The sequence below is a fragment of the Rhodovulum sp. ES.010 genome, assembly GCF_900142935.1.
Classification (GTDB): domain Bacteria; phylum Pseudomonadota; class Alphaproteobacteria; order Rhodobacterales; family Rhodobacteraceae; genus Rhodovulum.
This window is the reverse complement of sequence record NZ_FSRS01000001.1, coordinates 98,101-112,617: the sequence shown is the minus strand read 5'-3', so window position 1 is coordinate 112,617 and position 14,517 is coordinate 98,101. Positions and strand designations below refer to the sequence as shown.

The window sequence follows — 14,517 nt, the reverse complement described above, 5'->3', positions numbered from 1 at the left end:
CCGCGGCCGCTGTCCAGCCCGGCCGGGGGTTGGCCTTGCCCCGGGCTTTCGCTAAGTGACCGGCAACGCCGACCCCTTGCCGAGGACCCGCGCCCGATGCCGATGGAAAAGACCTTCAACGCCGCCGAGGCCGAGGCCCGGCTTTACGAGGCCTGGGAAAAGGCCGGTTGCTTCACCGCCGGGGCCAACGCCTCGCGGGCCGAGACCTTCTGCATCATGATCCCGCCGCCCAACGTCACCGGCAGCCTGCACATGGGGCATGCCTTCAACAACACGCTGCAGGACATCCTTGTGCGCTGGCACCGGATGCGCGGCTTCGACACGCTGTGGCAGCCGGGGCAGGACCATGCGGGCATCGCGACCCAGATGGTCGTCGAACGCGACCTGGCAAAAGAGGGCAAGTCGCGCCGCGATTTCTCGCGCGAGGAGTTCCTCGCCAAGGTGTGGGAATGGAAGCAGCAATCCGGCGGCACCATCATCACCCAGCTGAAGCGGCTGGGCGCGTCCTGCGACTGGTCGCGCAACGCCTTCACCATGTCTGGCGCGCCGGGGGCGCCCGCGGGCGAAGAGGGCAATTTCCACGATGCCGTCATCAAGGTCTTCGTGGACATGTACGACAAGGGCTTCATCTACCGCGGCAAGCGGCTGGTGAACTGGGACCCGCATTTCGAGACCGCGATTTCCGACCTGGAGGTCGAGCAGGTCGAGGTCGACGGCCACATGTGGCGCCTGCGGTATCCGCTTGAGGGCGGAGAGACCTATGAACACCCGGTCGAGTGGGACGAGGACGGGACCCCGACGGCCTACGAGACGCGCGATTACCTCGTCGTCGCAACCACGCGCCCCGAAACCATGCTGGGCGACACCGGCGTCGCGGTTCACCCCGAGGACCCGCGTTACAAGCACCTGATCGGCAAGACCGTCCGCCTGCCGCTGTGCGGCCGCTCCATCCCCATCGTCGCCGACGAATACGCCGACCCGGAAAAGGGCACCGGCGCGGTCAAGATCACCCCCGCCCACGATTTCAACGACTGGGAGGTCGGCCAGCGGACGGGCCTGCGCGCGATCAACGTGATGACCACCCGCGCCGCGATGTGGCTCAAGGACAACCCCGATTTCGCCGAGGGCTGCGACCCCGACCTGGTGGCCAAAGCCATCGAACGCCTCGACGGCACCGACCGCTACGAGGCGCGCGAGGCGATCATCAACGAGGCCACCGACGATGGCTGGCTGGACGGTATCGACAGCGACCGCCACATGGTCCCCCATGGCGACCGCTCCAAGGTCGCCATCGAGCCCTACCTGACCGACCAGTGGTTCGTGGACACCGCCAAGATCGTCGGCCCCGCGCTGGACGCCGTCCGCGACGGGCGGACGAAGATCCTGCCCGAGCAGCACGAAAAGGTCTATTTCCACTGGCTGGAGATTATCGAACCCTGGTGCATCAGCCGCCAGCTCTGGTGGGGGCACCAGATCCCGGTGTGGTATGGGCCGACGCTTGAGGATATCGACAATGATTCCGTCGCCCCCTTTGGCCCGCCGAAGGAATTTTGCGGCGCGAATGAGAACGAGATCATAAAGCAGGCGAAGGACTACTACGGCGAGCATGTCGAGATTGGTTTCTTCAAAGCCCACGATCTGCTTCATGGAATACATGCCTTTATGGCGAATGGACGCGAAGACATCTCGAAGGTCGAACTCACCCGCGACCCCGACGTCCTCGACACCTGGTTCTCCTCCGGCCTCTGGCCCATCGGCACGCTGGGCTGGCCCGAGCAGACGGACGAACTGCAGAAATACTTCCCCACCGACGTCCTGATCACCGGCTTCGACATCATCTTCTTCTGGGTCGCCCGGATGATGATGATGCAGCTGGCCGTGGTCGATCAAATCCCGTTCTACACCGTCTATGTCCACGCCCTCGTCCGCGACGAGAAGGGCAAGAAGATGTCCAAATCCCTGGGCAACGTCCTCGACCCGCTGGAACTGATCGACGAGTTCGGCGCCGATGCGGTGCGGTTCACCCTGACATCCATGGCCGCGATGGGCCGCGACCTCAAGCTGTCGACGAGCCGCATCGCCGGTTACCGCAACTTCGGCACCAAGCTGTGGAACGCCGCGCGCTTTGCCGAGATGAACGGCGTGTTCGAGAACCATGCCCCCGACGCGTCGATCCCGCAGCCCGCCGAGACCGTCAACAAATGGATCGTCGGCGAAACCGCCCGCGTCCGCCAGACCGTCGATGACGAGCTGTCGAACTACCGCTTCAACGACGCGGCGAACGCGCTTTATGCCTTTGTCTGGGGCAAGGTCTGCGACTGGTACGTGGAATTCTCGAAACCGCTGTTGATGGACGGCACCCAAGCGCAACAGGCCGAGACGCGGGCCACCATGGCCTGGGTGATCGACCAGTGCCTGATCCTGCTGCACCCGATCATGCCCTATATCACCGAGGAACTGTGGGGCACGCTGGGCCAGCGGCAAAAGATGCTGGTCCATGCCGACTGGCCGACCTATGGCGCGGAGCTGATCGACGCGCAGGCCGACCGCGAGATGAACTGGGTGATCGGCCTGATCGAAGAGGTCCGCTCCGCCCGCGCGCAGATGCACGTGCCGGTGGGCCTGCAGATCCCGATGCTCCATACCGATCTCGACGCCGCGGGGCGCGCCGCCTGGGACCGGAACGAGGCGCTGATCAAGCGGCTGGCCCGGATCGAAAGCCTGGAGGCCGCCGACAGTCTGCCCAAGGGCTGCGTGACCATCGCGGTCGAAGGCGGCAGCTTCGGCCTGCCGCTGGCGGGCATCATCGACGTGGCCGAGGAGCAGGCGCGGCTGGAAAAGACGCTGGCCAAGCTGGAAAAGGACCTGCGCGGGCTGGAAGGGCGGCTGAAGAACCCGAAATTCGTCGAAAGCGCGCCCGAAGACGTGGTCGAGGAAACCCGCGACCTCGCCGAGACCAAGCGCGACGAGGCCGACAAGCTGCGCGCCGCGCTGGCCCGGCTGGCGGAACTGGCCTAGACCTCGCGCATGGTAAACGCCATCGCCGCGCCCGCCGCGGCGATGGCCGCGAACAGCCCTAGCGTCAGCCCCGCCCCATAGGCCCCGGCCACCGCGCCGAAGCCCCCCGCCGCCAGCAGCGCCACGCCCACGGTGGTATTCGCCACCGCCGTGTAGGCCGCGCGGTTGTCATTGGGCGCCATGTCCACCAGATAGGTCGACCGGCCCAGCCGCACGCCCTGATAGGCGATCATCAGCCCGAAGAGCACGCCCGGCGCGGCCCAGACCGTGCCCATCAGCCCGGCCGTGTCCAGCGCCACCGCCAGCCCCAGGAACCCCGCCGCCACCGCGCCGGAGAACGCCAGCACCAGGCGGCTGGACCGGTCGGCAAGCCGCCCCCAGACCCAGGACGACACCAGCCCCGCCAGCGACGAGGCCAGCACCAGCGCGCCCAGCGCGCCGAACCGGTCATCGCCCGCCTGCCCGGCCAGCAGCACGATATAGGGGGGGGCAAGCGCGGTCGGCAGTAGCAGGACGCGCGCCAGAACGAACCGCCCCAACCCCGCATCGCGCCACAAGAGCGCCAGTTGCGACAGCCCGATGCCCTCGGCCGCCTCGCCCGGCGCGTCCTCCTCGCGGATGGTCGCGAAAACGAATGCCGCGAGCAACCAGAACACCCCGGCAAGCCCGATCGCCCCCACCACCAGGTCGACCCGTGCGAAAATCCCCGACAGCAGAAGCCCGGCGAAGACCAGCACCCCCGCCGCGGCCACGCTGCCCGCAAGCCCGGTGACGGTGCCGCGGCGCGCCTTGTCCACGGTCTTGCCCAGCACGTCCTTGTAGGACACCGAGCAGACCGAGCGCGCCACCGCCAGCACGGTCAGCGCGGCGACGATGGCGGCCCCCGCCGCCCAGCCCTCAAGCGTGAGCGCGGCCCAAAGGATCGCCAGCGCCGCCAGCCCCTGCCCCGCCGCGCCGCCCGCCCAGGCCCATTTCCGCCGTCCCATCGCGCGGATGCGCGGCGCGGTGAAAAGCTGCGGCAACAGCGCGCCCGCCTCGCGCACCGGCACCAAAAGGCCGACCAGCGCCGCCGGGGCGCCCAGCGTGCCCATCAGCCAGCTCAGCACCAGTTTCGGGTCGATCAGCCCGTCCGACAGCTTCGACAGCGAAAGCGACAGCGCGTGGCGCAGGAAGCTGCCCGGTTCCACGGCCCGCGCACCTTCGGTGATGTCGCGGGGCGGGGCGGCGCTGTCCCCGGTCAGAAGGTCGAAGGCGGTTTCGGCAAGGCTGTCGGCGGCACGGCTCATGCGGCGATCACATAGCGTAAGTCCGCCGCAGGCAACCCCGCTTGACTTGGGCGGCGCGCAGGTTCACAGAACCCGCGACCATAACCCGCAACCGGGCGTTCCGTGGGCGCCAAACCGACGAGGAGGCCGAACATGGGCCAGATCACCCTTACCTTTCCCGATGGCAATGCACGCGACTACCAGGCCGGGATCACGCCGGCCGAGGTGGCCGCCGATATCTCCACCTCGCTCGCCAAGAAGGCGATCTCGGCGCAGGTGAACGAGCGGCACTGGGACCTGCAATGGCCGATCACCCAAGACGCCGCCATCGCGATCAACACGATGAAGGACGAGGCGCCGGCGCTGGAACTCATCCGCCACGACCTCGCCCATATCATGGCCCGCGCCGTGCAGGAGATCTGGCCCGGCGTGAAGGTCACGATCGGCCCCGTCATCGAGAACGGCTGGTATTACGATTTCGACCGGGAGGAGCCGTTCACCCCCGAGGATCTCGGCCAGATCGAGGCGAAGATGAAGGAGATCATCAACCGCCGCGACCCCGTCACCACCGAGGTCTGGGACCGCGACCGGGCGATCAAGTATTACGAGGCCAACAACGAGCCCTACAAGGTGGAACTGGTCGGCATGATCCCCGAGGGCGAGCCGATCCGGATGTACTGGCATGGCCACTGGCAGGATCTGTGCCGCGGCCCGCATCTGAGCCACACGGGCCAGGTGCCCGCGGATGCCTTCAAGCTGATGAAGGTCGCGGGCGCCTATTGGCGGGGCGACTCCGACCGCCCGATGCTTCAGCGCATCTACGGCGTCGGCTTCAAGTCCCGGCAGGAGCTGAAGGACTACCTGACCTTCCTCGAAGAGGCGGAAAAGCGCGACCACCGCCGCCTTGGCCGCGAGATGGAGCTGTTCCACTTCCAGGAGGAAGCGCCGGGGATGGTGTTCTGGCACCCCAACGGCTGGACCGTCTACCGCACGATGCAGGACTACATGCGGCGCAAGCTGGACCGCGCCGGATACCGCGAGATCAACACGCCCCAGGTGGTGGACCGGAATCTGTGGGAGGCTTCGGGCCACTGGGACAAGTATCGCGAGAACATGTACATCACCGAGATCGACGAGGAGCACGCCAACGAAAAGCGCATCAATGCGCTGAAGCCGATGAACTGCCCCTGCCACGTCCAGATCTTCAACCAGGGCATCAAGTCCTACCGCGACCTGCCGCTGCGCCTGGCCGAATTCGGCTCCTGCCACCGCTACGAGGCGCATGGCGCGCTGCACGGGCTGATGCGGGTGCGCGGCTTCACCCAGGACGACGCGCACATCTTCTGCACCGAGGACCAGATCGAAAGCGAGACGGCGAAGTTCATCGCGCTTCTGTCCGACGTCTACCGCGACACCGGGTTCTCCAGCTTCGACATCAAGCTCTCGACGCGGCCCGAGGTGCGGGTGGGCAGCGACGAGGTCTGGGACAAGGCCGAGGCGGCGCTGGAAAAGGCGATCCTGAGCGTGCGGAACGACTATGAAATCGACCCCGGCGAAGGCGCCTTCTACGGGCCGAAGCTCGACTTCAAGCTGACCGACGCCATCGGACGCGAATGGCAATGCGGCACCTTCCAGGCCGATTTCAACCTGCCCGAGCGGCTGGACGCCAGTTACATCGGCGCGGATGGCGAGAAACACCGCCCCGTGATGCTGCACCGCGCCATCCTGGGCAGCTTCGAGCGGTTCATCGGCATCCTGATCGAGAACTACGCGGGCAAGCTGCCCTTCTGGCTGGCCCCGCGGCAGGTGGTGGTGGCGTCCATCGTGTCGGACGCGGACGGCTTCGTGCAGGAGGTGACCGACACCCTGACCGCCGCCGGCCTGCGCGCCGAGGCCGACACCCGCAACGAGAAGATCAACTACAAGGTCCGCGAACACTCGCTCGGCAAGGTGCCGGTGATCCTCGCCGTCGGCCAGCGCGAGGTCGAGGAGCGCACCGTCACCGTGCGGCGGCTGGGCGAGAAGCAGACCCGGACTGTAACATTGGACGAAATCGTCGCCGAACTGGCCGACGAGGCCAAGGCCCCCGACATGGTCTGACGCGCCGTCCTAGCCCGTTGAAAAGGCGCCGGTTTCCCGGCGCCTTTTTCCTTTAGTGCATTTTATATAAATATTTCAAGACCCTGACGGGGCCTCACGGAGCCGTGCTGCACCGTCCTGTTACTGGACCTTGAGCCCGCCCGAGGGCCCACTCGGAGCGTCGCCTCAAGCGGCACAGGGAACCATTCAGGGAGATTTCATCCATGTCCGACACCACCAAGACCTTCGCGCTGGCCGGCGCCGTGGCCGCCGCACTGGCCGCCCATACCGCGACGCCCGCCCAGGCCCAGGAGAACGAGAAATGCTACGGCGTCGCGCTCGCCGGCGAGAACGACTGCGCCGCGGGACCGGGCACCACCTGCGCGGGCACCTCGACGGTCGACTACCAGGGCAACGCCTGGACACTGGTGCCCGCGGGCACCTGCGAAGAGATGGAGGTCCCCGGCGACCGCATGGGCTCGCTGGAGCCGCTGGACCGCGACCTGCCGTCCTGATCCATCGCCAGCCGGTCCGGGCCACCCGCCCGGGCCGGACCACCCCAGGGAGGCCCTCCGATGCTCGACACCACCCGCCCGCCCCTGCCGCCGCGTCCCGGCGTCGGCTTCAAGGCCCGGCATTTCGCCGCGATCACGGACGACCCGGGCCCGGTGGCCTGGCTGGAAATCCACGCCGAGAACTACATGGGCGCGGGCGGCCGCCCGCTGGCCCAGCTCCGCGCGCTGGCAGACCGCTTTCCGATCTCGGTCCACGGCGTGGGCCTCTCCATCGGCGGCGCGGGGCCGCTGGACCCAGACCATCTGGCCCGGCTCGAACACCTGATCGGCTGGCTGGACCCCGCCAGCTTCTCGGAGCATCTCGCCTGGTCCACCCATGACGGCGCCTATCTCAACGACCTCCTGCCCTTGCCCTACACGCGGGTAACGCTGGCCCGCGTCGCCGCCCATATCGACCAGGTGCAGGACATGCTGGGCCGCCGGATGCTTCTGGAAAACCCGGCCACCTATCTCGATTTCGCGGAAACCGGGATGACCGAGACCGACTTCCTGGCCGAGCTCGTCGCCCGCACCGGCTGCGGGCTCTTGCTCGACGTCAACAACGTCCATGTCGCCTGCACCAATCGCGGGGCGGACGCGCGCGCCTATCTCGACGCCTTCCCGATGGCGGCGGTGGGCGAGATCCATCTCGGCGGCCATGACGCGCAGGTGGACGACCACGGCCACCCGCTGCTGATCGACAGCCACGGGGCCGAAATCGCCGACCCGGTCTGGGTGCTCTACGCCCATGTCATCGCCGGGGCGGGCCCGTTGCCCACGCTCATCGAATGGGACACCGACGTGCCCGACTGGCCCGTGCTCGCCGCCGAGGCCGCGCGCGCGGCGGCCCTGATGGGGCGCGTGGCCGCATGAGCGGGCAGGACGTCTTCGCCGCGGCGCTCCTGCAGCCCGACCGCACCCCGCCGGCGGGTCTCATGGGCCGGGACGGCGCGCCGGCAGGCCGACGCTTCGACGTCTACCGCAACAACGTGATCGCAAGCCTGATCGACGCGCTCGGGACCGGCTTTCCGGTGGTGCGCGCCCTGCTCGGCGCGCGCTTCTTCGGGGCGATGGCCGGGGCGTTCGTGCGCGCCCACCCGCCACGCGCGCCCCGGCTCACGCTCTATGGCGACGCCCTGCCCGGCTTCCTCGAAGGCTTCGCGCCGGTCGCGCATCTGGGCTACCTGCCGGACGTGGCGCGCCTGGAACTGGCGCTCAGGCAAAGCTATCACGCGGCGGACGCGACGCCGCTTGCGCCCGGCAGGCTTGCCGCGCTGCCGCCCGGTGCCCTTGCGACCCTGCGCCTGGACTTCGTCCCCGCGCTGCGGCTCCTGAGATCGGACTGGCCGGTGCACGACATCTGGCACGCCCATCACGGCGGCCCGAAACCGGGCGCCGGCCCGCAGGAAGTGCTGATCGCCCGGCCCGGCTTCGACCCGGCGCCGCACCTGCTGCCACCGGGCGGCCACGACCTCCTGACCGCGCTCATCGCCGGCGCACCGCTTGGGCAAGCCATGGACACGCCCCACGGCGGCTTTCCCGAGACACACCTGTCCACCCTCCTGCAGGTCCTGCTCGACACCGGGGCGATCTGCGGGATCAGTCCGGAGACGCCCCCATGAACGCCCTTCTCCGCCTGTCAGACCGGCTCGGCACCGGCATCGACAAGACCCTCGCGCGTCCCCTCCTCACGACCCTTGCGCGGGTCACGTTCGCCGCAACGCTGCTGATCTATTACTGGACCTCCGGCCTCACGAAGCTCGGCGGGGGGCTTTCGGGTCTGGTCAGCCCGTCCCTCGGCGCCTATGCGCAGATCTTCCCCCGCGCGATGGAGCAGGCGGGCTTCGACGCCGGCCAGCTCGCGACCTGGCAGCACGCCGTGGTGGTCGCGGGGACCTGGGCCGAGTTCCTGCTGCCCGCGCTCGTGCTGATCGGGCTTGCCACGCGGCCGGCCGCGCTGGGGATGATCCTCTTCGTGCTGGTGCAGACGGCGACCGACCTTCTCGGCCACGGCGCGCTGTCGGACCCCGCCGCGCTCGGCGCCTGGTTCGACCGTGCCCCCGGCGCGCCGATCCTCGATCAGCGGCTATTCTGGATCACGGTCCTTGCCATCCCGGCCCTGATGGGCGGCGGCCCCGTTTCGCTGGACGCGCTGCTCCGGCGCCGCGCTCAGGCCGAGTCGGGCTGACGCGCGGCCAGCGCCAGCACGCCGCCCAGCCCGCACATCGCGATCGGAAACATCGTGAAGACGTTGAAGCCGAAGCCCCAGTACATCCCCGCGCAGGAGAGCAGCATCAACAGCCCGCCGATCACGTTGCGCGACCGCGCCATGGCGCCGCCGGCAATCGCGAGGATCGGCGAGCCCAAGGCCACGATCCGCGTGCGCTCCGGGTTCTCGACCTGATGCGCCAGATCGCCCACCTCGCCGAAGGTCTCGATAAAGACGGTATAGCCGTAGCCGAAGAACCCCACCATCAGGGCCAGCAGGCCGGCGATCACCCCAAGGGTCAGGGCGGCGTTGCGCATGTCGTGACTCCTTTGCCTGCGTCCCGATCTACGCGTCCCCGGCCGTGCTGCCAAGCAGCGCCGCCCGCACCTCCTCCCCCCAGCCGAGCCAGAGTTGCCCGTCCGCCTCGATCACCGGGCGCTTCATCAGCGCCGGGTGGGCCTGCAGCAGCCGGACCGGGTCCTCCGCCCGCTCCGCCTCGGACAAACCGCGCCACGTCGTCGACCGCCGGTTGATCAGCGCCGCGCCGAACGCCGCGAAAAAGCGCGCGAACTCGGCCTCGCCCGGCGGCGCGGCCCGCACGTCGCGGAACGTCACCGCCTGCCCCCCGCGCTCCAGCGCGGCGCGGGCTTTCCGGCAGGTGTCGCAGGATTTCAAACCGTAGACGATCATCGCACGCCCCCATGCGCGCAGTATAGCCGACTGCGCCGCGGGCACCACTCCGCGCTTGCCTTTTGGCCGATTCGCCCCTCATCATCCTGCTCCGTGACGGCAGACGACCTGGACGACCGCTCCTCCTTCAGGGGCAGCCGGAAGACTGGAAGACCTGGCTGTGACCCGCGCCCCCGCAATCCCGCGGGCGCGGAAACCCAAGAAGGAGATGACGACGATGCCCACCGGCACCGTGAAATGGTTCAACACGACAAAGGGTTACGGGTTCATCGCGCCCGATGACGGCGGCAAGGACGTTTTCGTGCACATCTCGGCCGTGGAGCGCGCGGGCCTGACCGGCCTGGCCGACAATCAGAAAGTGTCCTTCGAGATGATCGAGGGCCGCGACGGGCGCCAGTCGGCCGGCGACCTCAAGACGATCTGACCCCCGATCGGACGTCCGGTCGGGCGTTCGTCAGGCGGGCGTTCGTCAGGCGGGCGGGGGCTCCAGCGGTTGCCAGTCCTCGCCCATCGCCACGATGCAGGCCGTGCCGCTGGCATAGCTCATCACCAGCGTCCAGTCGCCCGAGCGGGGGCTGGACCACAGCTCCATCACCCGGTCGGGGCCGTTCAGCCCGACGCCGCGCCGGACCTCGCCATACTGGCCTTCCAGCTTCCGCACCAGCTCGGCGCGCGGCGCGCACAGCACCTCGGCGATGGGCGAGGCCGCCTTCGCGCCGCCCGCCCCCGCGGCCAGGAGCGCTCCCAGACCCGCCATCGTGACCCCGCGTGTCGTCATGCGGGCAATGTAACAGTTTCATGACGGAACGCGAAGCCCCGACGCGCCGGCTCAGGCGATCCAGCGCGCCACCATCACGCCCACCCAGGCCGACCCCGCCGTCAGCAGCGTGCCCCAGGCGGTGTCGACGGCGACCTGCACCACCGACCAGTTCTTCAGCGTCGCCCAGTTGGTGAACTCGTAGGTGCCATAGGCCATCGCCCCCACGATCGCCCCCTGGATCAATGCCTGGCGCGGATCGCCCGCCTGCAGCGCGGGCCAGCTGACGAGGTAGACCAGCCCCGCGACATAGGCCAGGTAGAACGCCGCCGCCGCCCCCATCCGCGGGTTTTCCAGAAGCCAGTCGCCGACATGGCGCTCGAAGAGCGGGCGCATCACGGTCTTCAGCATGAAGGCATCCACCGCGAGGAACACGACCGCGGTGACGAGGTAAAGCGCGCCGATGGTGACGATCTGCATGGGGTCCCCCTTGTCCGTTTCGCCAATGCTAGGGCGCCACGCCGTCCGGGCAATGCGCGGCGCGCCGCGCGCGCCCCGCGACGTCGCCCTTGTCGCGCGGCCCCGCATCCGACGTGAATGGCGCCGGCGCAGTGCGCCCGGGCCCAGGACCCGGCGCCTTCTTCTGGCCGGAAATATCCCGGGGGGGAGTCCGCAGGACGGGGGGCGGAGCCCCCTGCCCGGTTGCGGCCCGCGCCTCGTGCAGCCCCGGAAGCGGGACCGGACCGCAGCCCCCGGCGCCGGGACAGGGGGCGCCGGGGCCGCCGGTCAGCGGGTGAGATCGAAGGAAATGTCGGTCTCGCCCAGGGTGCCCGTATCGGTGTCGAGCTTGTCGAACACGGTGTCGAGCAGCTTCACCAGCACGTTCAACCCGCCCTGGTAGCCCCAGGTGGGGAAGCGGTGGTGGTGGTGGCGGTCGAAGATCGGGAAGGTCAGCCGGATCAGCGGAATCCCGAGGTCACGCTCCAGATACTTGCCGTAGCTGTTGCCGATCAGCATGTCCGTGGGCTCGGTCGCCAGGATCGAGCGCAGGTGCCACAGGTCCTTGCCGGCCCAGACCTGGGCGCCCTGGCCGAAGGGCGAGGCGGCCAGCAGCGCCTCCATCTTCGCCTTCCACTCCTTGCCGCCATTGGTGGCCAGGCAATGGGTCGGCTCGCCGCCGGTCTCCATCACGAAGCGGGCCATCGCGTAGACGAAGTCCGGATCGCCGTAGATCGCGTAGGTACGCCCATGCAGGTAGGCCTGGCTGTCGGCCATCGCGTCGACCAGGCGGCCGCGTTCCAGCGTCAGGCTCTCGGGGACCGCCTTGCCCGACAACTCGCTGATCTTCATCAGGAATTCGTCGGTGCCGGCCACGCCCATCGGGTAGTGGAAGGCGGCCGTTTCCTGGCCGGTCTTTTCCACCATCTCCATCGTGCGCTTGGTGTTGTACATCTGCATCGAGACGGTGGCCTTGGCATTGACCGCGGACTTGACGTCGTCGAGCTTGGTGCCGCCGTCATACATCCGGAACTCGCCGTCCGACGGCGTGTCGTAGACATCCGACACGTCCGAGAGCACGGTGTACTTCACGCCCATCTCGCCCAGCATCCGGGTCAGTTCGCGGTTGTTGCCCACCGCGAAGCCGTCGAAGCCGGGGATGATGTTGATCGAGGTATTGGCCTTGCGCTTGGCGTCCTTCCAGAAGTGACCCATGATGCCCTTCATCATGTTGTCGTAGCCGTCCACATGGCTGCCGACGAAGGCGGGCGTGTGGGCGTAGGGCACGTCGAAATCGGCCGGCACGCTCTCCTTCTCCTTGGCCTGGAGGATGAAGGAGTTGAGGTCGTCGCCGATCACCTCGGCCATGCAGGTGGTCGAGACCGCGATCATCTTGGGCTCGTAGAGGGCATAGGTGTTGGCCAGCCCGTCGACCATGTTGACCAGCCCGCCGAACACCGCCGCATCCTCGGTCATCGAGGACGAGACCGCCGAGCAGGGCTCCTTGAAATGGCGCGACAGGTGCGAGCGGTAATAGGCCACGCAGCCCTGCGAGCCGTGCACGAAGCTCATCGTGCCCTCGAATCCGGCGGCGGCGAAGACCGCGCCCAGCGGCTGGCAGGCCTTGGCGGGGTTGATCACCAGCGCCTCGCGGGCGAGGTTCTTCTCGCGGTACTCCCAGGACTTGGTCCAGTCGAGGATTTCGGTCACCTGGGGCGCGGGCGTGGCGTTTTCGTACTTGGCCCGCTTGTTTTCAAGCATCTGCTTGTATTCGGGCTCGTGAAACAGCGTGTTGTGGTCGAGCACCTTGTCTGCCGATTGAGGCATGGGTCTTATCCTTCTTCAGGCCCGTCCGCATTCCGGGACGCCGGCCGAAAGGGTTGAGGGGACGCGGGGGCAGCCTGCCCCCGCCGCGGCCGTCAGGCCGATTTCTTCCAGGGCGCGTCGAACAGCCCCCAGACCGGGTTGTTGATCGCGAGATCCATGTCGCGGGCGAAGATCGCGAAGCCGTCATAGCCGTGATACGGGCCGGAATAGTCCCAGCTGTGCATCTGGCGGAACGGGATGCCCATCTTCTGCGTCGGGTACTTTTCCTTGATGCCCGAGCCCACGAGATCGGGGCGGACCGTCTCGATGAACTTCTCCAGCTCGTAGCCGGTGACGTCGTCGTAGATCAGCGTGCCTTCCTTGATGTACTCGCCGGTGCGCTTGTAGTCGTCGCCATGGGCGAACTCGTAGCCGGTGCCGGCGATCTCCATGCCGAGGTCGTGATAGGCGGTCACGACGTGGCGCGGACGCAGGCCGCCGACATACAGCATCACCTTCTTGCCTTCGAGGCGCGGCTTGTATTTCGCCAGCACCTCGTCGACCAGCGGCTGGTACTTCGCGATGACCTCTTCGGCCTTGTCCTGGATGGTCTTGTCGAACCTGGCGGCGATCGCGCGCAGGGAGGCCGCGATCTGGCTGGGTCCGAAGAAGTTGTACTCCATCCACGGCACGCCGTGGTTCTCTTCCATGTGGCGGCAGATGTAGTTCATCGACCGGTAGCAGTGGATCAGGTTCAGCTTGGCCTTGGGCGCGTTCTCCATCTCGGCGATGGTCGCGTCGCCCGACCAGGAGCCGACGACGTTCAGGCCGATCTCTTCCAGCAGGATGCGCGACGACCAGGCATCGCCGCCGATGTTGTAATCGCCGATGATGTTGACGTCGTAATCGGTCGCCTCGTAGGCGGAGCCTTCGCCCTCCAGCACCCAGTCGCGGATCGCGTCGTTGGCGATGTGGTGGCCCAGCGATTGCGACACGCCGCGAAAGCCCTCGCAGCGCACCGGCACGATGGTCTTTCCGACATCCTTCTTCTTCTTGCGCGCCACCGCCTCGATGTCGTCTCCGATCAGCCCGATCGGGCATTCCGACTGGACCGAGATGCCCTTGGCCAGCGGGAACAGCTCGGCGATCTCGTCGATCGTCTTCTCAAGCTTCCTGTCGCCGCCGAAGACGATGTCCTTCTCCTGGAAGTCGGTCGTGAACTGGAAGGTCACGAAGCTGTCGACCCCGGTGGTGCCGGTGTAGTAGTTGCGCCGCTGCGACCAGGAATAATGCCCGCAGCCGACGGGGCCGTGGCTGATATGGACCATGTCCTTGACCGGGCCCCAGACCACGCCTTTCGACCCGGCATAGGCGCAGCCGCGGATCGTCATCACGCCGGGGACGGATTTCACGTTGGATTTCACCGTGTCGCATTTCGACACGATCTCGGTTTCGCCCTCCTCCACCGTGCCGGCGGTGGACAGGTGCTTGGCGCGCTTCTTCTGCGCCTTTTTCGGGTAGGCGGAGAGGACCTCTTCGATGAGGGCCTCGTAACCGCCGTCTTCCAGGTCTTTTGCCATCTTCAGGGGCTCCTTGGGACAGGGGGCGGCCGGCGCGTCCGCGCCGGCCCGCGAACGGGGG

The 14,517-nt window shown here is 67.9% G+C and carries 14 protein-coding genes; 7 read left to right on the top strand and 7 right to left on the bottom strand.

The window, feature by feature from the left end:
* Positions 1-96: 96 nt before the first annotated feature.
* Complete coding sequence (locus tag BUR28_RS00620; RefSeq protein WP_074218342.1) at positions 97-3,018, top strand: valine--tRNA ligase; 2,922 nt, start codon at positions 97-99, stop codon at positions 3,016-3,018.
* Here the strand turns inward: BUR28_RS00620 and BUR28_RS00615 are convergent.
* A complete protein-coding gene (locus tag BUR28_RS00615; protein WP_074218341.1) occupies positions 3,015-4,304 on the bottom strand; it encodes an MFS transporter in 1,290 nt (429 codons plus the stop codon). The two genes, BUR28_RS00620 and BUR28_RS00615, sit on opposite strands and share 4 nt — an antisense overlap.
* Before the next feature lie 132 nt (positions 4,305-4,436).
* Here BUR28_RS00615 and thrS point away from each other — a divergent pair, with 132 nt between their 5' ends.
* From thrS to BUR28_RS00590, 5 genes are all read left to right on the top strand, one after another.
* Positions 4,437-6,383 (top strand): threonine--tRNA ligase, encoded by a 1,947-nt coding sequence (gene thrS, locus BUR28_RS00610; protein ID WP_074218340.1) that lies wholly within the window; start codon positions 4,437-4,439, stop codon positions 6,381-6,383.
* A 203-nt stretch (positions 6,384-6,586) separates the two neighbouring features.
* Positions 6,587-6,877 carry a BufA1 family periplasmic bufferin-type metallophore gene (locus BUR28_RS00605; RefSeq protein WP_074218339.1) on the top strand — a complete coding sequence of 97 codons (291 nt, stop codon included), beginning with the start codon at positions 6,587-6,589 and terminating at the stop codon, positions 6,875-6,877.
* A gap of 60 nt (positions 6,878-6,937) precedes the next feature.
* The gene (locus tag BUR28_RS00600; protein ID WP_074218338.1) at positions 6,938-7,789 is read left to right on the top strand and encodes an MNIO family bufferin maturase; all 852 of its coding nucleotides are present in this window, start codon (positions 6,938-6,940) and stop codon (positions 7,787-7,789) included.
* Positions 7,786-8,538: an HvfC/BufC N-terminal domain-containing protein gene (locus BUR28_RS00595; RefSeq protein WP_074218337.1), complete on the top strand. Its 753-nt coding sequence runs from the start codon at positions 7,786-7,788 to the stop codon at positions 8,536-8,538. Before BUR28_RS00600 ends, BUR28_RS00595 begins: the two co-directional genes overlap by 4 nt.
* Entirely contained in the window at positions 8,535-9,104 is a 570-nt protein-coding gene (locus BUR28_RS00590) for a DoxX family protein (RefSeq protein WP_074218336.1), read from the top strand. Before BUR28_RS00595 ends, BUR28_RS00590 begins: the two co-directional genes overlap by 4 nt.
* Here BUR28_RS00590 and BUR28_RS00585 read toward each other — a convergent pair.
* Both BUR28_RS00585 and BUR28_RS00580 read right to left on the bottom strand, forming a co-directional pair.
* Positions 9,086-9,442, bottom strand: a complete 357-nt coding sequence (locus BUR28_RS00585; RefSeq protein ID WP_074218335.1) for a hypothetical protein — start codon at positions 9,440-9,442, stop codon at positions 9,086-9,088. The two genes, BUR28_RS00590 and BUR28_RS00585, sit on opposite strands and share 19 nt — an antisense overlap.
* A gap of 28 nt (positions 9,443-9,470) precedes the next feature.
* Complete coding sequence (locus BUR28_RS00580; protein ID WP_074218334.1) at positions 9,471-9,815, bottom strand: arsenate reductase family protein; 345 nt, start codon at positions 9,813-9,815, stop codon at positions 9,471-9,473.
* Between the two features lie 217 nt (positions 9,816-10,032).
* On the opposite strand from BUR28_RS00580, the gene BUR28_RS00575 reads away from it, so the two are divergent.
* Complete coding sequence (locus tag BUR28_RS00575) at positions 10,033-10,239, top strand: cold-shock protein (RefSeq protein ID WP_074221456.1); 207 nt, start codon at positions 10,033-10,035, stop codon at positions 10,237-10,239.
* A 45-nt stretch (positions 10,240-10,284) separates the two neighbouring features.
* Here BUR28_RS00575 and BUR28_RS00570 read toward each other — a convergent pair whose 3' ends face one another.
* From BUR28_RS00570 to nifD, 4 genes are all read right to left on the bottom strand, one after another.
* A complete protein-coding gene (locus BUR28_RS00570; RefSeq protein WP_254813667.1) occupies positions 10,285-10,593 on the bottom strand; it encodes a hypothetical protein in 309 nt (102 codons plus the stop codon).
* Positions 10,594-10,644: 51 nt separating this feature from the next.
* Complete coding sequence (locus BUR28_RS00565) at positions 10,645-11,052, bottom strand: DUF2177 family protein (RefSeq protein WP_074218333.1); 408 nt, start codon at positions 11,050-11,052, stop codon at positions 10,645-10,647.
* Positions 11,053-11,358: 306 nt separating this feature from the next.
* Positions 11,359-12,897: a nitrogenase molybdenum-iron protein subunit beta gene (gene nifK, locus BUR28_RS00560; RefSeq protein WP_074218332.1), complete on the bottom strand. Its 1,539-nt coding sequence runs from the start codon at positions 12,895-12,897 to the stop codon at positions 11,359-11,361.
* Positions 12,898-12,989: 92 nt separating this feature from the next.
* Positions 12,990-14,456 carry a nitrogenase molybdenum-iron protein alpha chain gene (nifD, locus tag BUR28_RS00555; protein WP_074218331.1) on the bottom strand — a complete coding sequence of 489 codons (1,467 nt, stop codon included), beginning with the start codon at positions 14,454-14,456 and terminating at the stop codon, positions 12,990-12,992.
* Between the last annotated feature and the right edge of the window lie 61 nt (positions 14,457-14,517).

Coding starts and splice junctions, on each gene's coding strand:
- BUR28_RS00575 (WP_074221456.1), top strand. CDS start 10,033: ATGCCCACCGGCACCGTGAAATGGTTCAACACGACAAAGGGTTACGGG.
- BUR28_RS00585 (WP_074218335.1), bottom strand. CDS start 9,442: ATGCGCAACGCCGCCCTGACCCTTGGGGTGATCGCCGGCCTGCTGGCC.
- BUR28_RS00580 (WP_074218334.1), bottom strand. CDS start 9,815: ATGATCGTCTACGGTTTGAAATCCTGCGACACCTGCCGGAAAGCCCGC.
- BUR28_RS00605 (WP_074218339.1), top strand. CDS start 6,587: ATGTCCGACACCACCAAGACCTTCGCGCTGGCCGGCGCCGTGGCCGCC.
- BUR28_RS00570 (WP_254813667.1), bottom strand. CDS start 10,593: ATGACGACACGCGGGGTCACGATGGCGGGTCTGGGAGCGCTCCTGGCC.
- BUR28_RS00590 (WP_074218336.1), top strand. CDS start 8,535: ATGAACGCCCTTCTCCGCCTGTCAGACCGGCTCGGCACCGGCATCGAC.
- BUR28_RS00620 (WP_074218342.1), top strand. CDS start 97: ATGCCGATGGAAAAGACCTTCAACGCCGCCGAGGCCGAGGCCCGGCTT.
- BUR28_RS00565 (WP_074218333.1), bottom strand. CDS start 11,052: ATGCAGATCGTCACCATCGGCGCGCTTTACCTCGTCACCGCGGTCGTG.
- nifK (WP_074218332.1), bottom strand. CDS start 12,897: ATGCCTCAATCGGCAGACAAGGTGCTCGACCACAACACGCTGTTTCAC.
- nifD (WP_074218331.1), bottom strand. CDS start 14,456: ATGGCAAAAGACCTGGAAGACGGCGGTTACGAGGCCCTCATCGAAGAG.
- thrS (WP_074218340.1), top strand. CDS start 4,437: ATGGGCCAGATCACCCTTACCTTTCCCGATGGCAATGCACGCGACTAC.
- BUR28_RS00595 (WP_074218337.1), top strand. CDS start 7,786: ATGAGCGGGCAGGACGTCTTCGCCGCGGCGCTCCTGCAGCCCGACCGC.
- BUR28_RS00600 (WP_074218338.1), top strand. CDS start 6,938: ATGCTCGACACCACCCGCCCGCCCCTGCCGCCGCGTCCCGGCGTCGGC.
- BUR28_RS00615 (WP_074218341.1), bottom strand. CDS start 4,304: ATGAGCCGTGCCGCCGACAGCCTTGCCGAAACCGCCTTCGACCTTCTG.